The following is an 18,137-nucleotide window of genomic DNA, read 5'->3' as shown; positions in this document are numbered from 1 at the left end:
TCCTTGACGCCGACGTGCGGCGGGTACGCGGCTAGTCCTGAGCGAGAATGGAGAAGAGCTTACGGCGCGCGTCCTCGAGGACGGCGATGGCCTCCTTCACCTGCTCAGGGCTGCCTGAGCGCCCGACCTGCGCGACGGCCTGGGCGAGGTCGATGCCGGCCTTCGGCAGCGCGCTCGAGCGACCGCTGTCACTCGTGCCTGAACCCTCCCACGGTGCGGCCTTCCCGGCTGCGGCATCCGCGACCTCGCGCCCTTCCTCTGTGAGCGAGTATGTCTTGCGGCCGTTGGACTCCTCAGCCTTGATCAGACCTTCGTCGGCGAGCAGCTGGAGCGTCGGATACACCGATCCTGGACTCGGCTTCCAGCTTCCGCCGCTTCGTTCCTCGATCTGCTGGATGATCTGGTAACCGTGCATCGGCTTCTCGGCCAGAAGGGCGAGCACCGCAGTGCGTACGTCGCCGCGGCCCATCCTGGTGCCGCCGACCTTGTGTTCGAACTGCCCCCGGAGCTGCTCCATCGCTTCCCACAGACCCGTCATCGGCCAGCCCTGCCCTGGACCGCGGGTGCCACCGGCGCCGCCGCCGAACCAATCGCCCATGTTCGAATTACTCATGATGACCTCCTCCGCGCCGTCACCCGGTCTGGGCTGAGCGATACTCAACGATATATCGCCCACGCGCTCCGAGGGAAGATTCCGAGCAGACTCCAAGGCAGCGACCCGGCGTCGGAGAGCATCTTCGCTGCGTGGGTGGATGGCATCCCGCCCCGCTCTCGGAGCTACGCCTGGAGCGACATGGAGTGCGGTGGGGATTCCACGCCGCCGACCACTGCCTCCGCCGGGTCCGTCCCGAGCGCGACGATGCGATTGGCAGAATCGACGTGGACGACGTTCGGGACGAACGCCAGCGCCTCCTCCGTCGTCATCTGCCCGTACGAGATGAGGATGACGGTGTCCCCGATGTCGACGAGGTGCGCGGCCGCACCGTTGATCCCGATCACTCCGCTTCCCCGCTCCCCCGCGATCGTGTAGGTCTCCAGCCGGCTGCCGTTCGTGACGTCGACGATGGAGACGAGTTCCCCCGGCAGGATGTCGGCGGCGTCGAGCAGGTCGAGGTCGACGGTGACGGAGCCGACGTAGTGCAGGTCGGCGTGGGTGACCCTCGCCCGGTGGATCTTGCCGGTGAACATGGTGCGGAGCATCAGATCTTCTCGATCGGGGCGATCTTGATGAGGAGCTTCTTGAACCCGGCGCCGTCGAACGCGACGTGCGCGATGCGCTTCGCCCCTTCGCCTGTCACGGTCTGCACTCGCCCCTCGCCGAAGTCGGTGTGTCGGATGCGGTCGCCTGAGGCCAGTTCGAGGTTGCCGTTGTCGCGGACCTGGTTGGTGATCCGGTTGGGCCAGTCGCGTTTCTCGGTGAGCGGCTTGTTGCCGAGTTCGCCGCCCGACCACCTTCCTCTGTTCGCGTTGAGCGCCCTGGGCTGGGTGCCCCCGCGCGAGTTCGCCATGCCAGGCGACTGACGCCACTCGATGAGTTCGGCGGGGATCTCCTGGAGATACCGGCTCGGCATCGCGACCGCGGTCTCGCCGTATTGCGCTCGCGTCATCGCGAGTGAGAGGTAAAGACGTTTGCGGGCGCGGGTGATGCCGACGTAGAACAGGCGGCGTTCCTCGGCAGGGCCACCGGGTTCGGAGGCGGACATCCGGTGCGGCAGCAGGTCTTCCTCGATGCCGGTGAGGAACACGGCGTCGTACTCGAGGCCCTTCGCCGTGTGCAGGGTCATCAGCGAAACAGTGCCGCTGGCGTCGTCGAGATCGTCGGTTGCCGCGACGAGTGACACCTCGGTGAGGAAGTCGACGAGTTCGCCGTCAGGGTTGTTGCGTTCGAAGTCCTTCGCGACGGCGACGAGCTCTTCGATGTTCTCGGCACGTGCTTCGTCCTGGGGATCGCGTGAGGCGCGAAGCGCCTCGATGAGGCCGCTCTTCGTGACGAGGAGGCTGAGGACCTCGGCGACCTTTCCTTCTGCGACGAGCTTCTCGCCCTCGTCGAGCAGCGCGGAGAGCGAGAGGATGGCGTTCGTCACCTTCGGCCCGAGCCCGAGCGCGGTCGCCTCTCGCATCGCCTCGCGGAAACTCAGTCCGTTGTCTTCCGCGAAGCTGAAGAGTGCGGTCTCGGTGGCGGGGCCGATCCCCCTCTTCGGCGTGTTGAGGATGCGACGGAGGGCGAGCATGTCTGCGGGGTTCGCCACGGAGACGAGGTACGCCATGGCATCCTTCACCTCGGCTCGTTCGTAGAACTTCGTTCCGCCCATGATCCGGTACGGCAGCGCCGACCGGATGAAAATCTCTTCGAGCGCACGTGTCTGCGAGTTGGTCCGGTAGAAAACGGCGACGTCGCTGTATGCCATGCCGGCCGAGTGCAGTTTCTCGATCTCGTCCGCGACGAACTGAGCCTCGTCGTGCCCGGAGTAACCGGTGTAACCGACGATCTTCTCGCCGTCCCCCACTGCCGTCCAGAGCTTCTTGTCCTTGCGATCGAAGTTGTTCGCGATGACGGAGTTTGCCGCGGTGAGGATGTTCTGGGTGGAGCGGTAGTTCTGCTCGAGCAGAATCACTTTCGCGCCGGGGAAGTCACGCTCGAATTCGACGATGTTGCGGATGTCGGCGCCACGGAACGCGTAGATCGACTGGTCGGAGTCGCCGACGACCGTGAGCGACGCACCGTTCCCCGTCGCGATGAGCGCGTCGTCGTCGACGGTCGGCGGACGCGTCAGCTCACGGATGAGCGCGTACTGTGCATGGTTCGTGTCCTGGTACTCATCGACGAGCACGTGGGTGAACCGCGTGCGGTACGCGGCGGCGACCTGCGGGAACGCACGGAACAGATACACGGTCTGGCCGATGAGGTCGTCGAAGTCGAACGCGTTGGCCGCTGTGAGTGCGCGAGTGTATGCCCGGAAGATCTGCACGAAAGCTGCTTCGTTCGGGTCTTCCGTGTTGGCGTTCCTGGCGTAGCTGTCGACGTCGGCAAGTTCGTTCTTCAGCTTGGAGATCTTCGCGGAGACATTGGACGGGGTGAACCCGAGGACGTCTGCCCCCTGCTCCTTGATGATGCGCTTGATCAGCACGCGTGAGTCTGAAGAGTCGTAGATGGTGAAGTTCTTCGTGAAACCGAAGTTCTCGGCTTCACGGCGGAGGATGCGCACGCACGCGGAGTGGAAGGTGGAGATCCACATTCCCTCTGCCGCCTGGCCGACGAGGGCACGGACCCGGTCACGCATCTCGGCCGCCGCCTTGTTTGTGAACGTGATGGCGAGGATCTGGCTCGGCCACGCCTCACGGTTCTCGAGCAGGCTAGCGATGCGCCTGGTGAGCACGCTCGTCTTGCCCGACCCGGCGCCTGCGACGATCAGGAGCGCCTGGCCGCGGTATTCGACCGCCTGGCGCTGCTGCGGGTTGAGTCCGTCGAGCAAACGACTGCCGCCGGGTCGGGAGCCCCCGTCGTTCCCTGGGATGGCGGCTGAGTGCCGGCCGTCCATGATGACCGGTGTCGCGGAGTGGGTGTCTGGGGTAGGAGTGCTCGCCATATCTCTCCCAGTTTAGGCCGGGAGTCTGACATTCTCAGCCGGTGAACGCGTCCCTGGCCGCGACACCGAAATCGGGGTGGTCGCAGAAGACGCCGTCGACGCCCGAGGCGAGGATCTGCCCGAACTCGCCCTGCCAGTCGCCGTGCTCCGCGGGCTGCCCGATGCCACGGAACGATTTCGAGAGAAAGGCGTTCTCTGGCCGGAGGGTCCAGGTGTAGACGGCCAGACCGCGCCGGTGGGCGCGGGCGACGAGATCGTTGGTCCCTCCGTCAGCCGCGAACAGCAGGGATTTGTCGACGCTGATCCCGTCGACCCGGAATCCGTCCTTCCCTGCGGCGAGCGCGTCCAGCCCTGTGTCGGTGAGCGTGTCCGCGTACCGGGGAGCCGATTTACCGAGCGCGGCCACCTGGTCGAACGGCCGGCCCTTCTTCTCGATCAGATAGACGTAGCTCGCGGGAAGCCCGCGAGCGGCGAGCTTCGCCAGGACGGTCTGCTCGAATGCTTCGACGAACAGCCCCGCCCCGTCGGCGAAACGCGTTCCGGCCAGTTCGGATGCCAACAGCGCGTCGAGCGGAAGGCCCGCCTGCTCGAAGTACGTCGCGTGCTTGATCTCGGCGACCATGCCGAGCCGGCGACCGCTCTGCTCCGAAGCCGCATCGATGATGTCGATCAGGTCACGCAGCCGGAGGACGCCAGAGGTCCCGTCGAAACTCGCGCTCGAACGTCGCAGGTCGGGGATCCGTTCCTTCGAACGCAGAGTCGACAGCTCCTGCCAGGTGAAGTCCTCGGTGAACCAGCCGGTGAGCTCGCGCCCGTCGACGTTCTTCGTCGTCCGGAGGGCGGAGAACTCGGGCCGGATGGCGACGTCGGTGGTGCCAGAGATCTCGTTCTCGTGGCGCAGCACGAGAACGCCGTCCTTCGTTGCGACGATGTCGGGCTCGACGGCGTCCGCACCGAGGGCGAAGGCGAGTTCGTACGACGACCTGGTGTGCTCGGGGCGATACCCGGGCGCGCCGCGATGACCGATGATGAGGGGTCTGGCCGGCCGGGACGGTGTCATGATCCGAGCCTAGTTCGCGGGAATCCGGATGCAGGGAACGGGCCGGGAATGGACGCTGAATCCTCGGTGTTTCACAGCAAAGACCGCTAGATTGGACGCAGGTTCCGCTCAGCGGGCCGATCACATTCCAGCCGTCACGACTGAGAAGGAACGACACAGACATGGCAATGAACAACCCGGCGTTCAACAACCCGGCTTTCACGCGGCCGAACGCGGCGGCAGTCGCCGTGAAGACGGCCAGCGCGACCGAACTGCAGGACATGTACAACCGTCCGGCAGCGGGCATCCAGCAGGCTGACCGGATGACCGTCGAAGACACGGTGATGAAGAGCGCCGTCGCATTCGGCGTTCTCGTCGTCGGCGCCATCGCCGGATGGTTCGTCGGTGCCACGATGCCCGGCCTCGTCTTCGGCGCCGCCATCATCGGCTTCATCCTCGCGATGGTCAACATCTTCAAGAAGGAGCCGTCCGCTCCCCTGATCCTCGCCTACGCGGCGGCACAGGGTGTCTTCGTCGGCGGAATCTCATACATCTTCGAGCAGACCGAGCCCGGCATCGTCATCCAGGCCGTTCTCGCGACGCTGACCGTCGTCGGCGTGACCCTCGCCCTGTTCGCGAGCGGCAAAATCCGCGCGTCGAAGAAGGCCACGAAGATCTTCCTGGTCGCCATGGTCGGGTACCTCGTCTTCTCGCTCATCAACGTCGGCCTGTCGATGTTCGGTGTCATCAACCAGCCGTTCGGCCTCGGAAGCACGTTGATCTTCGGTATCCCGCTCGGTGTCATCCTCGGTGTGCTCTGCATCATCATGGGTGCATACTCACTCGTCCTGGACTTCGACTTCATCCAGAAGGGCGTGCAGAACAAGGCCCCGCGCAAGTACGGCTGGTCGGGAGCATTCGGCATCATGGTCACCGTCATCTGGCTGTACCTCGAGATCCTCCGCATGCTCGCCATCGCGCGCGACTAGACGATCACGCATCGAACCCCCGCCGCCCGGTCTCCCGGTGCGGCGGGGGTTTTCTTCTGTCCGCCCGACACCGAGGACCACCGTGAAACCCCGAACCCACCCGCCCCGAATCGACACCCTCCGTGCGATCACGCTGACCGACGGCGACGCCGCATCCCTCGAACCGGATGACGACCGCGAAGGCGAACGGTTCGCCGATGCGGACCTCAGCGGCACGGATCTCTCCGGCGTCACCCTCAGGGAATGCGCGGTCTCCGACACCGACCTCGATGACGCGAACCTGCGCAGTGCCCGGTTCATCGAGACCGTGCTCACGGCAATCCGGGCCCCGGTGCTGCGCGCCTCACGGTCGACCTGGCGTGACACCGTCCTCGAACGCTCGAGGGTGGGCTCTGTCGAGGTCTTCGACGCGGACTGGAACGCTGTGCGGATCCGCGGGTGCAAGCTCGGGTACGTCAACCTGCGAGGCGCACGCCTGACCGACGTGGTCTTCGAGGACTGCACGATCGACGAGCTCGATCTCGGCGGCGTCACCGCCACCCGCGTCGCGTTCCCCGGGACGACGGTGAAGACACTCGACGTCACCCGCGCCACCCTCGCGCACGTCGATCTGCGCGGCCTCGATTTCCGGGCCGTACACGGACTCGAGGGGCTCACAGGGGCGACAGTGAATGACATGCAGGTCGCCGAGCTGGCACCGCTCTTCGCCGCCCAGCTGGGCATCGTCGTCGAGGGCTGAGGCCAGAGCTACGACTGGGCCGAGCGTTGCCTCGACCGGTACGCCGCCACGTTGGCGCGGTTGCCGCAGTTCCCGACGTCGCAATAGCGGCGCGACCGATTGCGCGACAGGTCGACGACGACGGCGTCGCAGTCCTCTGCGGCACACTCGTGCAGGCGTGAGAGTTCGCCGGCGCGGATGAGGTCGATGACGGCCATCGCGGCCTCCACCTGTGCCCGCTGCGACACTGGCGCAGACGCGGGGGTCGCGTGAAGGTGCCAGTCCCAGTTGTCATGCCTGACGAGTTGCGGCAGTGCGTCGGCTTCGCGCAGCAGTTCGTTGACGAGGTCGACGACCCCGTCGTCATCCCGCGTCCACAACTCGCGCAACCGCGGTCGGAGCGCACGCATCTGTTCCAGCTCGGTGGCGTCGCCCGTGCGCGACCCGGTGAACTCGAACCGGTCGAGGAACTCCGTCAGGTGGTCGGGCGTCGACAGCTCGTCGTCGCCGCTGTGCGACGCGCCTGGCACCGTGTTGATGAGCGCTGCTGTCGTCGCCAGGGACACTTCCGTGTCATGTGCAAAGAGCATGTTGACTCCTGACGCGCTTCGGGTCTAGTGTCATGAGCATAACCCCATCTTACTCCTGACATCGCGACATCCGGCTTCCTCGAGAGGCCGCGGGCGGAGCTCCCATGACAACACAGACCACGCGAATGGATGCCGTCGCGCCCGCGACGCGAGGGCAGGCATCCGGGATCCTCGTCGCCCTGGCCTCCGCGCTGATGTTCGCCCTGAGCGGGCCGTTCGCCAAATCCCTGATGGAGTCCGGCTGGTCCCCAGGGGCCGCGGTCCTCGTCCGGATCGCCGGTGCCGCTGTGGTGCTCCTCGTTCCGACGCTCATCCTGATGCGTGGACGGTGGGGCACACTGAAGCAGAACGGTCGCACCGTCGGACTGTACGGACTCGTGGCGATCGCCGGCGCGCAGGTCGGATTCTTCAACGCCGTCTCGTACATGTCTGTCGGCGTCGCCCTGCTCATCGAGTACCTCGCGCCTGTTCTCCTGGTGCTCCTCGTCTGGGCCAGGACGCGTCGTCGCCCCGGCATCCTGACCATCGGCGGCACTGTAGTCGCCGTCGTCGGGATGGTGCTGGTACTCGATCTCACGGGCGAACAGACCGTGCATCCGCTCGGCGTTGCGTGGGCCCTCCTCGCGGCGGTGTCGCTCGCGACGTACTTCGTGCTCGGCACGAAGGTGGGCGACGACCTGCCTCCCCTCGTCCTCGCGGGCGGAGGCCTCCTCGTCGGCACCGTCGTCGTCGCACTCTGCGGTGTCATCGGGCTGCTCCCGCTGGCGTTCGCGACGGCGGATGTGGGGATGTTCGGCATCGAGATGTCCTGGCTGGTCCCTCTCGTCGTTCTCGTGGTGGTATCGACGGTCGCGGCGTATGTCACCGGGATCATCGCGACGTCGCGCCTCGGCACCCGCATCGCGTCGTTCGTCGGTCTCTCGGAGGTCGTCTTCGCGGTCCTGGCGTCCTGGCTGCTGCTGGCAGAGCTGCCTGGCCCGCTGCAGCTGCTCGGTGGCCTCGGCATCCTGGCCGGGGTGATCATGGTGCGAGCGGACACCTACACCCCCGCGTAGTAGGACTGCGCGCGCTCGACAGAAGCACGATCCCGTGTCTTGCCTGGCACCCACTCCAGCCGCGGGCGGAAAGCCGATCGTTTTCGGGGTGTCGAGTTATGAGGATTCCAGGACCGGCTCATCAACGGCTGGACCCGCTCATTAACTGAACCAGGACCGGCTCAGCGAGCCGGTCCTGGAATCCTCATTGTTTGAGCTGAGGAGAAAATGATCGGCTTTCCGCCGCCACCCCTACTCCCACTCAATCGTTCCCGGCGGCTTCGACGTGACGTCGAGCACGACGCGGTTGACGCCGTCGACTTCGTTGGTGATGCGGTTGGAGATCTTGGCGAGCACGTCGTAGGGAAGCCGGGTCCAGTCCGCCGTCATGGCATCCTCTGAGCTGACGGGGCGGAGCACGATCGGGTGACCGTACGTGCGTCCGTCGCCCTGGACCCCGACGGAGCGGACGTCGGCGAGGAGAACGACGGGGCACTGCCAGATCTCGTTGTCGAGGCCTGCGGCCGACAGTTCGAAACGGGCGATGGCATCCGCCTTGCGCAGCAGGTCGAGCCGTTCGGCGGTGACTTCTCCGACGATGCGGATGCCGAGGCCTGGGCCGGGGAACGGCTGGCGGCCGACGATGACCTCGGGAAGGCCGAGCTCGCGGCCGATGGCGCGGACCTCATCCTTGAACAGGGTGCGGAGCGGTTCGACGAGTTCGAAGGTCAGGTCGTCAGGGAGCCCGCCGACATTGTGGTGGCTCTTGATGTTCGCGGTGCCTGAACCGCCGCCGGATTCGACGACGTCCGGGTACAGCGTTCCCTGCACGAGGAAGGCGATGGGGTCTCCGTCATCCTCGAGCGACTCGGCGATGAGATCGGCCTGGGCCTTCTCGAACGTGCGGATGAACTCCCGCCCGATGATCTTGCGTTTCTGCTCCGGGTCGCTGACACCGGCGAGGGCATTGAGGAACTGTTCGCGGGCGTCGATGGTGATGAGACGAACTCCGGTGGCGGCGACGTAGTCCTCTTCGACCTGGCGGCGCTCGTCCTGGCGGAGCAGACCGTGGTCGACGAAGACGCAGACCAGCTGGTCGCCGACCGCTTCGTGCACGAGGGCTGCCGCGACGGCGGAGTCGACGCCTCCGGAGAGGCCGCAGATGACCTTGCCGGTGCCGATCTGGGTGCGGATCCGTTCCACCTGCTCGGCGATGACGTTGCCGGAGTTCCAGTCGGCGGGGATCCCTGCGGCACGGTGGAGGAAGTTCTCGATCACGGCCTGGCCGTACGAGGAGTGCTTCACCTCGGGGTGCCACTGCACACCGTAAAGCCGGCGGGCGTCGTTGCCGAACGCGGCGACCGGGGTGGATGCCGTCGAGGCGAGGACGGTGAAGCCCTCAGGTGCCTTGGCGACGGAGTCGCCGTGGCTCATCCAGACCGTCTGGTCGGTGGGCTGGTCGGAGAGCAGCACTCCCCCGTCGACCGACAGGGCGGCATCCGTCGAGCCGTACTCACGGAGACCGGTGTTGGCGACTTCGCCGCCGAGGGCGCGAGCCATCACCTGGAAGCCGTAGCAGATGCCGAGTGTCGGCACCTCGAGGTCGAAGATGGCGGAGTCGAGAGCAGGGGCGCCGTCCTCGTACACGCTTGACGGACCGCCGGAGAGAACGATCCCCACCGGGTTCTTCTCAGCCACCTCTGCGGCGCTGATCGAATGGGGGACGATCTCGGAGTAGACACCGGCCTCGCGCACGCGCCGTGCGATCAGTTGGGCGTACTGGGCGCCGAAATCGACGACGAGGACGGGGCGCTGGCTGGTTGCCTGCTCGCTAATGGGATGCCTCCACTGGGTCGGGGGTGGCGTCTGCTGCGGCTGTGCGGGCGGCGAGGTACGCCGTCACCTCACGGGCCACGCGGACTTCGAGGAAGAAGGACAGGAACGGGATGATGCCGCCGAGCGCGATGAGAAGGAACCGTGTGAACGGCCAGCGCATGAGACTCCAGATGCGGAAGTCTGCGAAGAGGTAGATCACATAGCCCCATCCGTGCACCATGAGGATGCCGAGGGACAGGTTCACGGCCTGCACGCTGTCCGTCGGGACAAACGCGAGGAAGCCGTACGCGCCGCCGAGCTCGAGTTCGAGTCCGAACGCGTATTTCATCAGCATTTCGGCGCAGAGCAGCAGCAGCAGGGTTCCGGTGACGATGGAGGAGATCTTGTAGAACGTCAACGCACCGGGGATGCGCGGCAGATCACTCTCTCGAGGTTGCAGGGGCATGGTCCTATTCTACCGGCCCGTTTCCGGCGCCGAGCGCGTCGGCTTCCTCCTGCGCGCGCTCCCAGGAATCCTTCACGAGCCGGTACCAGAGGAAGATGGCGAAGCCGGCGAAAACCACCCATTCGATGGCGTAGAAGATGTTGAGCCAGTTGACCGTCGTCTCCTGCTCGACGGCGGGGGCGTCGATCGCCTCCAGGCCGTCAGGGGCATCCGCGGAGACGATGTACCCGTTGTAGATCGGGCGCTCCTCCATGCCGGGCCAGATGTTCACGAGGGCGGCGACGCTCATCGTCGTCTGTTCGAACGGGTCGTCCCCGTCCGGAACCTCAGGGGCCTGCGAGGCGTTGAGACGTCCGGAGACGGTGACGACGGATGCGTCGGTGCCGGCGTTGAGCGCGGCGGCCGCGTTCTCAGCGGTCTCCCGTTCGGCTGCCCATCCGACGGCGACGGCGACGGCGGGGTCGGACGGCGCCGAGCCTGTAGCAAGGTGCCCGGCCACCCAATACCCGGTCGTACCGAGGTTCACACGCTCACTGATGACCAGGAAGTCGCCGGGCACCCAGCTGCCGTCGATCTCCACGAGCTGTCCGACGACACTGTCGCGGAGTGGTTCGCCCGGGGTGGCCACAGAGGCGAGACCCACGACGTTCTCGGTGGGCGTCTCGGCTGCCTCCGAGGAGACGACGGCTCGCTCGAGCTGCCACTGCCCGAGCCAGGCGAAGGCTCCAGACACGAGCAGGGCGAGCAGGAGCATGGCGATCCAGCGCGGTTGGACCATCGTGCGAACGAGGCTCACCGGTGTGCTGACGTCGTTCTCAGGAGTCGGTGAACTGCTAGTAATCGTCGTCTCGCTTCGTTCTGTCCTGGATGTTGTCGGTCTGGTTCATCGCCTGTTCGACGATCCTGTCGACAGCCCTCGTGGTCTCGTGTCCGCCGGCATCCGATGTCGCCGCTTCGACGAGTGCGATCTCCTCAGCGAGAAGGGCGTCGGCCGCTCGTGGTTTGGGCGCCACCTTCTTCTTGCGGAGCACAGCGGCACCGATCTTCTCCGAATTCGACGCCAGGAGCGGCCCCATCACGCTCATGACGAGCACGTAGAGTCCCGCGAATGGCTGGAGCCGCTCATCGAGTCCGGCGGTGAGCGCGAGGATGGCGAGGATGAGCGCGAACTCGCCCCGGTTCATCAGGATCGCGGCAGCGTTGATCCCTGCCTGGGTGCTGAACCCGTACAGCCTTGCCATGAACTGACCGGCGACGACGTTGAGCACGAGGGTGAGTATCACCGCGAAGAAGACCGGCCAGATCACCAGCGGGAACTGGCTGGGGTCGAGGGTCAGCCCGAAGTTCAGGAAGAAGAAGGCGCCGAAGATGTCGCGGAGCGGCACGGCGACGTGTTCGATCTTCGCGCTGTACCTCGTCGCGCCGAGCACGAGGCCGATGAGGAACGCGCCGATGGCGTCGCTGACACCGAGTACTTCACCGAGGCCACCGAACAGCACAGCGAGACCGAAGAACAGGATGGTGAACAGTTCGTCATCCTTGGTGCGGAACAGTCGACTGACGTATGCGCCACCCCAGCGGGCGATGCTGAACATCACGACGAGGAAGGTGAAGGCGATCGCCAGCTTTCCGGCGACGTGCCACGGCTCTGATTCCCCGCTGAGCACGACGGAGACGATGGCGAGGTAGATGGCCAGGAAGATGTCCTGCACGACGGTGACGCCGAGGATCATCGGCGTCTCGCGGTTGGCAAGCCTGTTGAGCTCGATGAGGAGTTTCGTCACGATGGCGCTCGACGATGTGCCGATGATGCCGGCGACGATGAGTGCCTCCCTGGTCCCCCAGCCCAGCACGAAGCCGAAGATGAGCCCTGCGCCCATGAGCAGCACCAGGTAGGAACCGCCGGAGATGAGCAGTTTGCCCGCGTTGCCGAAGAACTCGTCCTGGTCGAATTCGAGTCCGAGGTTGAACAGGAGGAGGATCAGCCCGAAGACGGCGATGAGCTCGATGTATGCGCTCTCGAAGTTGAGCGGGAACCAGCCGGTGTTCGGGCTCGCCAGGAATCCGACGATCATGTAGATCGGGATGGCGGGAAGCCCGATGAGTTTGCCGAGGCGGCCGAGGATGTATGCGACGACGAGCAGAGTACCGAGGACGATCAGGTCCGTCCCCAGGGACGTGCTTTCAGCTGCGGCGGCGAACGACATCACTAGCTTCCCGGCGGAGCTTCTGCTGCGCCCTTGAGCCGCGATTCACCGGTACGGAAGAAGGCGAACGCCTTCGCGACCTTCTCCGGGCTGCCTGCCACCACGAGTGTGTCTCCGGGGAAGACCCGGAAATCGGCCGACGGGGCCGGGTTGGCGCTCTCGCCGCGGACGACGGCGACGACGGTGAGTCCGACGATGCCGCGGTCAGCGGGGTCGCCGAGGGGCTGGCCGGCAATGTGGTCCTCGTAGTCGACCCTGAACCAGTCGATGGAGAGCCCGGGGATCTGGTCGAGCGCCGTGAGGGACTCGGTGATCTGGGTGCCGCCGAGCAGTTCGGCGAGGGTGTGCGCCTCGTCCTCGCTGAGCCGGAGGGACACTTTGCTGGCATCCGAGCCGTCTTCGTCGTCGGCGAAGGTGATGAGGTCACTGTGTCCTGAGCGGTGGGCGATCACGCCGACCTTGCCACCGTCATCCGTGACGAACGTGTGCAGGACACCGACTCCGGGAAGCTTTACCCGCCGAACATCGACCATCGCCGGACTCCTCAAGGCTTGTGGGCAGTCCTGCAAGTCTAACGGAGCGCGTGCTCGCCTCCCGCCCTGTCCGGCGGGAGGCGACGGTCACTTGGAGACGACGATGTCCGGTGCCTCCAGGCGGATCCGGTCGGCGGACTCGTCGTCCGGTTGCTCCTGTGATGCGCGCTCGGCTGCGACCCGCTTGAGGTACACCGCGACCTCGTGCTGGGTGCGTTCCTCGTCCCAGCCGAGCACGTCGGCCATGAGGGCAGCGGCCACAGGAGCAGCGGACACGCCACGGTCCCAGGCCTCGATGGAGATGCGCGTGCGCCTGGCGAGGACGTCCTCGAGGTGCAGAGCCCCCTCGTGAGACGCAGCGTACACGACCTCAGCGCCGATGTAGTCGTCGGCACCCGGGAGGGCCTCACCCAGCTCGGGGCGCGCCCGGATGATGTCGAGCAGCTCGTCGGTGAGCACACCGTACCGGTTGAGAAGGTGCTCGATCCGAACCTTGTGCACACCGAACGCCCTGGCGATCTTGCCTCGCTTGTTCCACGCGGCCTGGTAGCCCTCGGCGCCGAGCAGCGAGATGTTGTCGGTGATCGACTTGGCGACCTTGCCGTCGAGCGCATCGGCCGCCGCATCGATGGCATCCTTCGCCATGATCCGGTACGTGGTCCACTTTCCGCCGGCGATCACGACGAGGCCGGGAACGGAGTGGGCGACGAGGTGCTCACGGGACAGCTTGGAGGTCTGGTCGGACTCACCGGCGAGAAGCGGCCGGAGCCCAGCGTAGACGCCTTCGACGTCGTCCCGGGTGAGCGGGACGGCGAGGACCTGGTTGACGTGTTCGAGCAGGTAGTCGATGTCCGCTGCGGTGGCGGCGGGGTGGGATTTGTCGAGGTTCCAGTCCGTGTCTGTGGTTCCGATGATCCAGTGGCGACCCCACGGGATCACGAACAGGACGCTCTTCTCGGTGCGGAGCAGAAGGCCCATGGTGGACTGGAAGCGATCGCGGGGAACGAGCAGGTGGATGCCCTTCGACGCGCGGACCTTGAACTGGCCGCGTTCGCCGACCATGGCCTGGGTGTCGTCGGTCCAGACGCCTGTGGCGTTGACGACCTGCTTGGCTCGCACCTCGAAGCGTTCGCCGGTCTCGAGGTCGTGTGCCTTCACGCCGACCACGCGCTGCCCGACCTTGAGGAAGCCTTCGACCCTGACGCGACTGGCGGCATGGGCGCCGTAGGACGAGGCTGTCCGCACGAGGGATGCCACGTAACGGGCGTCGTCGACCTGGGCGTCGTAGTAGGTGAGTCCGCCGACGAAAGCGTTGTTGCGCAGCGACGGGATCGATTTTTGGATCTGTCGCTTCGACAGGTGACGGTGGTGTGGCACGCCGGGCGGGCGACCGCCGGTGTAGCTGAAGATGTCGTAGAGGAGCATCCCCGCACCGATGTAGATGCGTTCGAACACCGGGCGGTTGAGCGGATAGAGGAACTTCACCGGCTTCACCAGGTGCGGTGCGATGCGCTGGAGAAGCAGGCCGCGCTCGATGAGCGCTTCACGCACGAGCCTGAAGTCCAGTTGCTCCAGATAGCGGATGCCTCCGTGCACGAGTTTCGAGGACCGGCTCGATGTGCCGCTCGCCCAGTCCCGCGCCTCGAGGATGCCCGTGGAGAGCCCACGGGTGACGGAGTCGAGAGCGCTTCCAGCGCCCACGATCCCTCCGCCGACGACGAGGACGTCGAGTTCCTTGGTTTTGAGGGCCTCGATTGCGGCGACCCGCTCCTCCACTCCGAGCTTGGTCGAGAATGAAACGCTGTTGGAATTGGCCATTCTTGCCTCCACCGGGATCGAGCCTGTCACGATTCCCGGACTGCCGCTCGAGGTGGCACCGACAGGCTACGCCACCGCATTTACTTTGACGCTAACGCACAGGATGGGCAGTCACAACTGCCTTGCGCCGAGCCTGGCGCGCCCGTACTAATTGGGAGTGGACTGTGCTGGACTCGAACAGGACGCCATCCGCGAAACCGTCAGGAGCTCCCATGGGAACCATCGCCGAGAACATCGTCGCGACGCTCAAGGCCAGCGGCGTCAGCCGTGTGTATGGCCTGCCTGGCGATTCGCTCAACGGACTCACCGACGCGCTCAGGGCGGATGGGGACCTCGCCTGGGTGCACGTCAGGCACGAGGAGGCCGCCGCGTTCGCCGCGTCAGCGGATGCCGGTCTGACCGGTGAACTGGCGGTCTGCGCGGCGAGTTGCGGGCCGGGCAACCTGCACCTCATCAACGGGCTCTTCGACGCCAACCGGTCCCGGGTTCCTGTGCTGGCGATCGCGGCCCACATCCCGAGCGCCGAGATCGGCAGCACCTACTTCCAGGAGACGCACCCGCAGGAGCTGTTCCGCGAGTGCAGCGTGTTCTGCGAGATGGTCGGGTCCCCCGAGCAGATGCCCCGGCTGCTCGAGGTCGCCATGCGGACGGCCATCGAACGGCGCGGGGTCGCCGTGCTCGTCATCCCTGGCGACGTACTCCAGGCGAAGGCGGAGCAGGCCAGGACCGTTGCGATCCGGCCGACGTCGAGTTCGGTGCTCCCGACCGCCGAGGGCCTGGCCGAAGCGGCAGCGCTGCTCAACGGCGCAGAGAAGGTGACCATCCTCGCAGGGGCGGGTGTCGCCGGCGCGCACGCCGAGGTCCTCGCGCTCGCGGACGCTCTCGGAGCGCCTATCGTGCACGCCCTGCGCGGGAAGGAGCACATCGAGTTCGACAACCCGTTCGACGTCGGCATGACCGGGCTGCTCGGTTTCGCGTCCGGCTACAGGGCCATGGAGGCCTGCGACGCGCTGCTCATGCTCGGCACCGACTTCCCGTACCAGCAGTTCTACCCGGAGGATGCCGTCAAGATCCAGGTCGACGTCCGCGGTGAGCAGCTCGGCCGGCGAACCCCGCTCGACCTCGGCCTGGTCGGGACGGTCAAGGACACCGCGCAGGTGCTGCTCCCGTTGCTGGAACCCAAGACCGATCGCAACCACCTCGAGAAGTCCGTCAGGCACTACCGGAAGAGCCGCGCAGGGCTCGACGATCTCGCCACCAACGACAGGAACCGCGCACCGATCCATCCGCAGTACCTCACGCGGCTCATCGACGAGATCGCCGCTGACGACGCGGTGTTCATCCCTGACGTCGGCTCCCCCGTCGTCTGGGCGAGCCGGTACCTGACCATGAACGGGCGCAGACGGCTGATCGGATCGTTCAGCCACGGGACCATGGCGAATGCGGTGCCGCAGGGAATCGGCGCACAGGCATCCCACCCCGCGCGGCAGGTCATCGCCCTGGCCGGCGACGGGGGCCTCACGATGCTGCTCGGTGAGCTGATCAGCCTCACCCAGAACCGGCTCCCGGTGAAGATCGTCGTGTTCAACAACTCGTCGCTCAACTTCGTCGAGCTGGAGATGAAGGCGGCGGGACTGGTCAACTACGGCACTGAGCTGGTGAACCCGAACTTCGCCGACGTGGCGACGGCCATGGGCATCCGCGGCATCCGTGTCGAACGCCCCGACGACCTCGACGGCGCCCTCAGGGAGGCGTTCGCCCACGACGGCCCCGCGCTCGTCGACGTGGTCACCGCGAGGCAGGAGCTGTCGCTGCCACCCGCGATCACCGCCGAGCAGGCGAAGGGCTTCACCCTCTACGCCATCCGCACCGTGCTGTCAGGGCGCGGCGAGGAACTCATCGACCTCGCGCACACCAACGTCGTGCGAAGGATCCTCGACTGAGGTTCCGGACGACCGGGATCAGCGGACGCCGGCCTGCGGCGCGTACGGAGCCAGGACGACCTCGACCCGCTGGAATTCCTTGAGGTCCGAGTAGCCTGTGGTCGCCATCGACCGGCGGAGTGCGCCGACGAGGTTGGCCTTGCCGTCAGCGACGGTGGCCGGGCCGTAGAGGACCTCTTCGAGCGAGCCGATCTGACCGACCTCGACGCGGCGGCCGCGCGGCAGCTGGGAGTGGTACGCCTCCGTACCCCAGTGGTAGCCGCCGCCAGGGGCATCCGTCGCCCGCGCAAGGGTCGTGCCGAGCATGACGGCGTCGGCGCCGCATGCGACAGCCTTGACGATGTCGCCCGCTGTGCCGAGACCGCCGTCTGCAATGACGTGTACGTACCGTCCGCCTGACTCGTCCATGTAGTCGCGGCGGGCACCGGCGATGTCTGCGACGGCGGTGGCCATCGGAGCGTGGATGCCGAGGGTCGCGCGAGTGGTCGACGCGGCTCCCCCGCCGAATCCGACGAGGACGCCGGCGGCGCCGGTGCGCATGAGGTGCAGTGCGGCCGTGTAGGTCGCTGCGCCTCCGACGATGACCGGGACGTCGAGTTCGTAGATGAACTCCTTGAGGTTGAGCGGTTCCTGGTTCTTCGACACGTGTTCGGCCGAGACGGTGGTTCCGCGGATCACGAAGAGGTCGACGCCGGCGGCGACGACGGTCTCGTGCAGCTCCTGGGTGCGCTGGGGCGAGAGGGCACCGGCGACGGTGACGCCTGCTGCACGGATCTCGGCGAGGCGGGCGGTGACGAGCTCAGGCTTGATCGGGGCGGAGTAGATCTCCTGCATCCGGGCGGTGGCACGCTCGTCGGAGAGTTCGCGGATCTCGGCGAGCAGCGGCTCCGGGTCGTCGTAGCGCGTCCAGAGGCCCTCGAGGTCGAGGACCCCGAGTCCGCCGAGCTTGCCCATCATGATCGCCGTGGTCGGCGAGACCACGGAGTCCATCGGAGCGGCGAGGAACGGGATGTCGAACTGGTAGGCATCGATACCCCAGCTGATCGACACGTCTTCGGGGTCACGCGTCCGACGCGATGGGACGATGGCGATGTCGTCGAAGGCGTAGGCGCGGCGTGCGCGCTTGGACGCACCGATCTCAGTTTCCATACTCACGGTTCCAGCCTATCGTTCGGGGTGGGGGCTGGTCGGTCGCCCCGGAAGGTCGGGCCGGGCCGACGGGCCGAGCGAGTGTTTTCTCCTCCGCGATGCGGAGCATCGCGAAAGGCGGCAGCCCCTGCCAAGGAAATCTCGGAAACGAGACGGCGATCCCCAGCCATGCAGCAGCGGTGGCCGGGCTGTCACCCCTGGGCTCACGCCTCATAACTCGACACCCCGAAAACACTCGCACGGCCCTCG

The 18,137-nt window shown here is 66.4% G+C and carries 16 protein-coding genes; 4 read left to right on the top strand and 12 right to left on the bottom strand.

The genetic code is table 11. From position 1 onward, the window contains the following. Positions 1 to 31: 31 nt before the first annotated feature. The 4 genes from AC1M0F_RS16225 to AC1M0F_RS16210 all read right to left on the bottom strand — a co-directional run bounded on the left by AC1M0F_RS16225 (position 32) and on the right by AC1M0F_RS16210 (position 4,647). Positions 32 to 613 carry a PadR family transcriptional regulator gene (locus AC1M0F_RS16225; RefSeq protein WP_480239296.1) on the bottom strand — a complete coding sequence of 194 codons (582 nt, stop codon included), beginning with the start codon at positions 611 to 613 and terminating at the stop codon, positions 32 to 34. Between the two features lie 164 nt (positions 614 to 777). Continuing rightward, positions 778 to 1,200, bottom strand: coding sequence for an aspartate 1-decarboxylase (gene panD, locus AC1M0F_RS16220; RefSeq protein ID WP_480239295.1), 423 nt, complete (start codon positions 1,198 to 1,200; stop codon positions 778 to 780). Next, on the bottom strand, positions 1,200 to 3,587 hold the full coding sequence (locus AC1M0F_RS16215) for an ATP-dependent helicase (protein WP_480239294.1): 2,388 nt from the start codon (positions 3,585 to 3,587) through the stop codon (positions 1,200 to 1,202). The genes panD and AC1M0F_RS16215 overlap by 1 nt, the downstream gene beginning before the upstream one ends. A 34-nt stretch (positions 3,588 to 3,621) precedes the next feature. Then, complete coding sequence (locus AC1M0F_RS16210) at positions 3,622 to 4,647, bottom strand: glycerophosphodiester phosphodiesterase family protein (protein ID WP_480239293.1); 1,026 nt, start codon at positions 4,645 to 4,647, stop codon at positions 3,622 to 3,624. Between the two features lie 161 nt (positions 4,648 to 4,808). On the opposite strand from AC1M0F_RS16210, the gene AC1M0F_RS16205 reads away from it, so the two are divergent. Together AC1M0F_RS16205 and AC1M0F_RS16200 are read left to right on the top strand one after the other, a co-directional pair. Further along, positions 4,809 to 5,615: a Bax inhibitor-1/YccA family protein gene (locus AC1M0F_RS16205; protein ID WP_480239292.1), complete on the top strand. Its 807-nt coding sequence runs from the start codon at positions 4,809 to 4,811 to the stop codon at positions 5,613 to 5,615. Between the two features lie 82 nt (positions 5,616 to 5,697). Then, positions 5,698 to 6,354: a pentapeptide repeat-containing protein gene (locus AC1M0F_RS16200; RefSeq protein ID WP_480239291.1), complete on the top strand. Its 657-nt coding sequence runs from the start codon at positions 5,698 to 5,700 to the stop codon at positions 6,352 to 6,354. An 8-nt stretch (positions 6,355 to 6,362) separates the two neighbouring features. Here the strand turns inward: AC1M0F_RS16200 and AC1M0F_RS16195 are convergent, their stop codons facing one another. Beyond that, positions 6,363 to 6,923 (bottom strand): CGNR zinc finger domain-containing protein, encoded by a 561-nt coding sequence (locus AC1M0F_RS16195; protein WP_480239290.1) that lies wholly within the window; start codon positions 6,921 to 6,923, stop codon positions 6,363 to 6,365. 104 nt (positions 6,924 to 7,027) lie between these two features. Between AC1M0F_RS16195 and AC1M0F_RS16190 the strand changes: the two genes are divergently transcribed. Continuing rightward, positions 7,028 to 7,978, top strand: a complete 951-nt coding sequence (locus AC1M0F_RS16190) for an EamA family transporter (protein WP_480239289.1) — start codon at positions 7,028 to 7,030, stop codon at positions 7,976 to 7,978. Between the two features lie 231 nt (positions 7,979 to 8,209). On the opposite strand, the gene guaA is transcribed toward AC1M0F_RS16190, so the two are convergent. The 6 genes from guaA to AC1M0F_RS16160 all read right to left on the bottom strand — a co-directional run bounded on the left by guaA (position 8,210) and on the right by AC1M0F_RS16160 (position 14,796). Further along, positions 8,210 to 9,793 carry a glutamine-hydrolyzing GMP synthase gene (guaA, locus tag AC1M0F_RS16185; RefSeq protein ID WP_480239336.1) on the bottom strand — a complete coding sequence of 528 codons (1,584 nt, stop codon included), beginning with the start codon at positions 9,791 to 9,793 and terminating at the stop codon, positions 8,210 to 8,212. Next, entirely contained in the window at positions 9,789 to 10,238 is a 450-nt protein-coding gene (locus AC1M0F_RS16180) for a DUF3817 domain-containing protein (protein WP_480239288.1), read from the bottom strand. The genes guaA and AC1M0F_RS16180 overlap by 5 nt, the downstream gene beginning before the upstream one ends. Positions 10,239 to 10,242: 4 nt before the next feature. Further along, complete coding sequence (locus AC1M0F_RS16175) at positions 10,243 to 11,016, bottom strand: SURF1 family protein (protein ID WP_480239287.1); 774 nt, start codon at positions 11,014 to 11,016, stop codon at positions 10,243 to 10,245. A 55-nt stretch (positions 11,017 to 11,071) separates the two neighbouring features. After that, positions 11,072 to 12,445, bottom strand: coding sequence for a cation:proton antiporter (locus AC1M0F_RS16170; protein WP_480239286.1), 1,374 nt, complete (start codon positions 12,443 to 12,445; stop codon positions 11,072 to 11,074). 2 nt (positions 12,446 to 12,447) lie between these two features. After that, a complete protein-coding gene (locus AC1M0F_RS16165) occupies positions 12,448 to 12,978 on the bottom strand; it encodes a cation:proton antiporter regulatory subunit (protein ID WP_480239285.1) in 531 nt (176 codons plus the stop codon). Between the two features lie 87 nt (positions 12,979 to 13,065). Then, complete coding sequence (locus AC1M0F_RS16160) at positions 13,066 to 14,796, bottom strand: glycerol-3-phosphate dehydrogenase/oxidase (protein WP_480239284.1); 1,731 nt, start codon at positions 14,794 to 14,796, stop codon at positions 13,066 to 13,068. Positions 14,797 to 15,008: 212 nt separating this feature from the next. On the opposite strand from AC1M0F_RS16160, the gene poxB reads away from it, so the two are divergent. Further along, positions 15,009 to 16,739: a ubiquinone-dependent pyruvate dehydrogenase gene (gene poxB / locus AC1M0F_RS16155; protein ID WP_480239283.1), complete on the top strand. Its 1,731-nt coding sequence runs from the start codon at positions 15,009 to 15,011 to the stop codon at positions 16,737 to 16,739. A gap of 18 nt (positions 16,740 to 16,757) precedes the next feature. Here the strand turns inward: poxB and AC1M0F_RS16150 are convergent, their stop codons facing one another. Continuing rightward, positions 16,758 to 17,888, bottom strand: a complete 1,131-nt coding sequence (locus AC1M0F_RS16150; RefSeq protein ID WP_480239335.1) for a GuaB3 family IMP dehydrogenase-related protein — start codon at positions 17,886 to 17,888, stop codon at positions 16,758 to 16,760. Positions 17,889 to 18,137: the final 249 nt, after the last annotated feature.

The sequence above is a fragment of the Mycetocola sp. Y719 genome (assembly GCF_056713205.1).
Note: the sequence above shows the minus strand (reverse complement) of the source record. Positions and strands in the feature narration are given on the sequence as shown.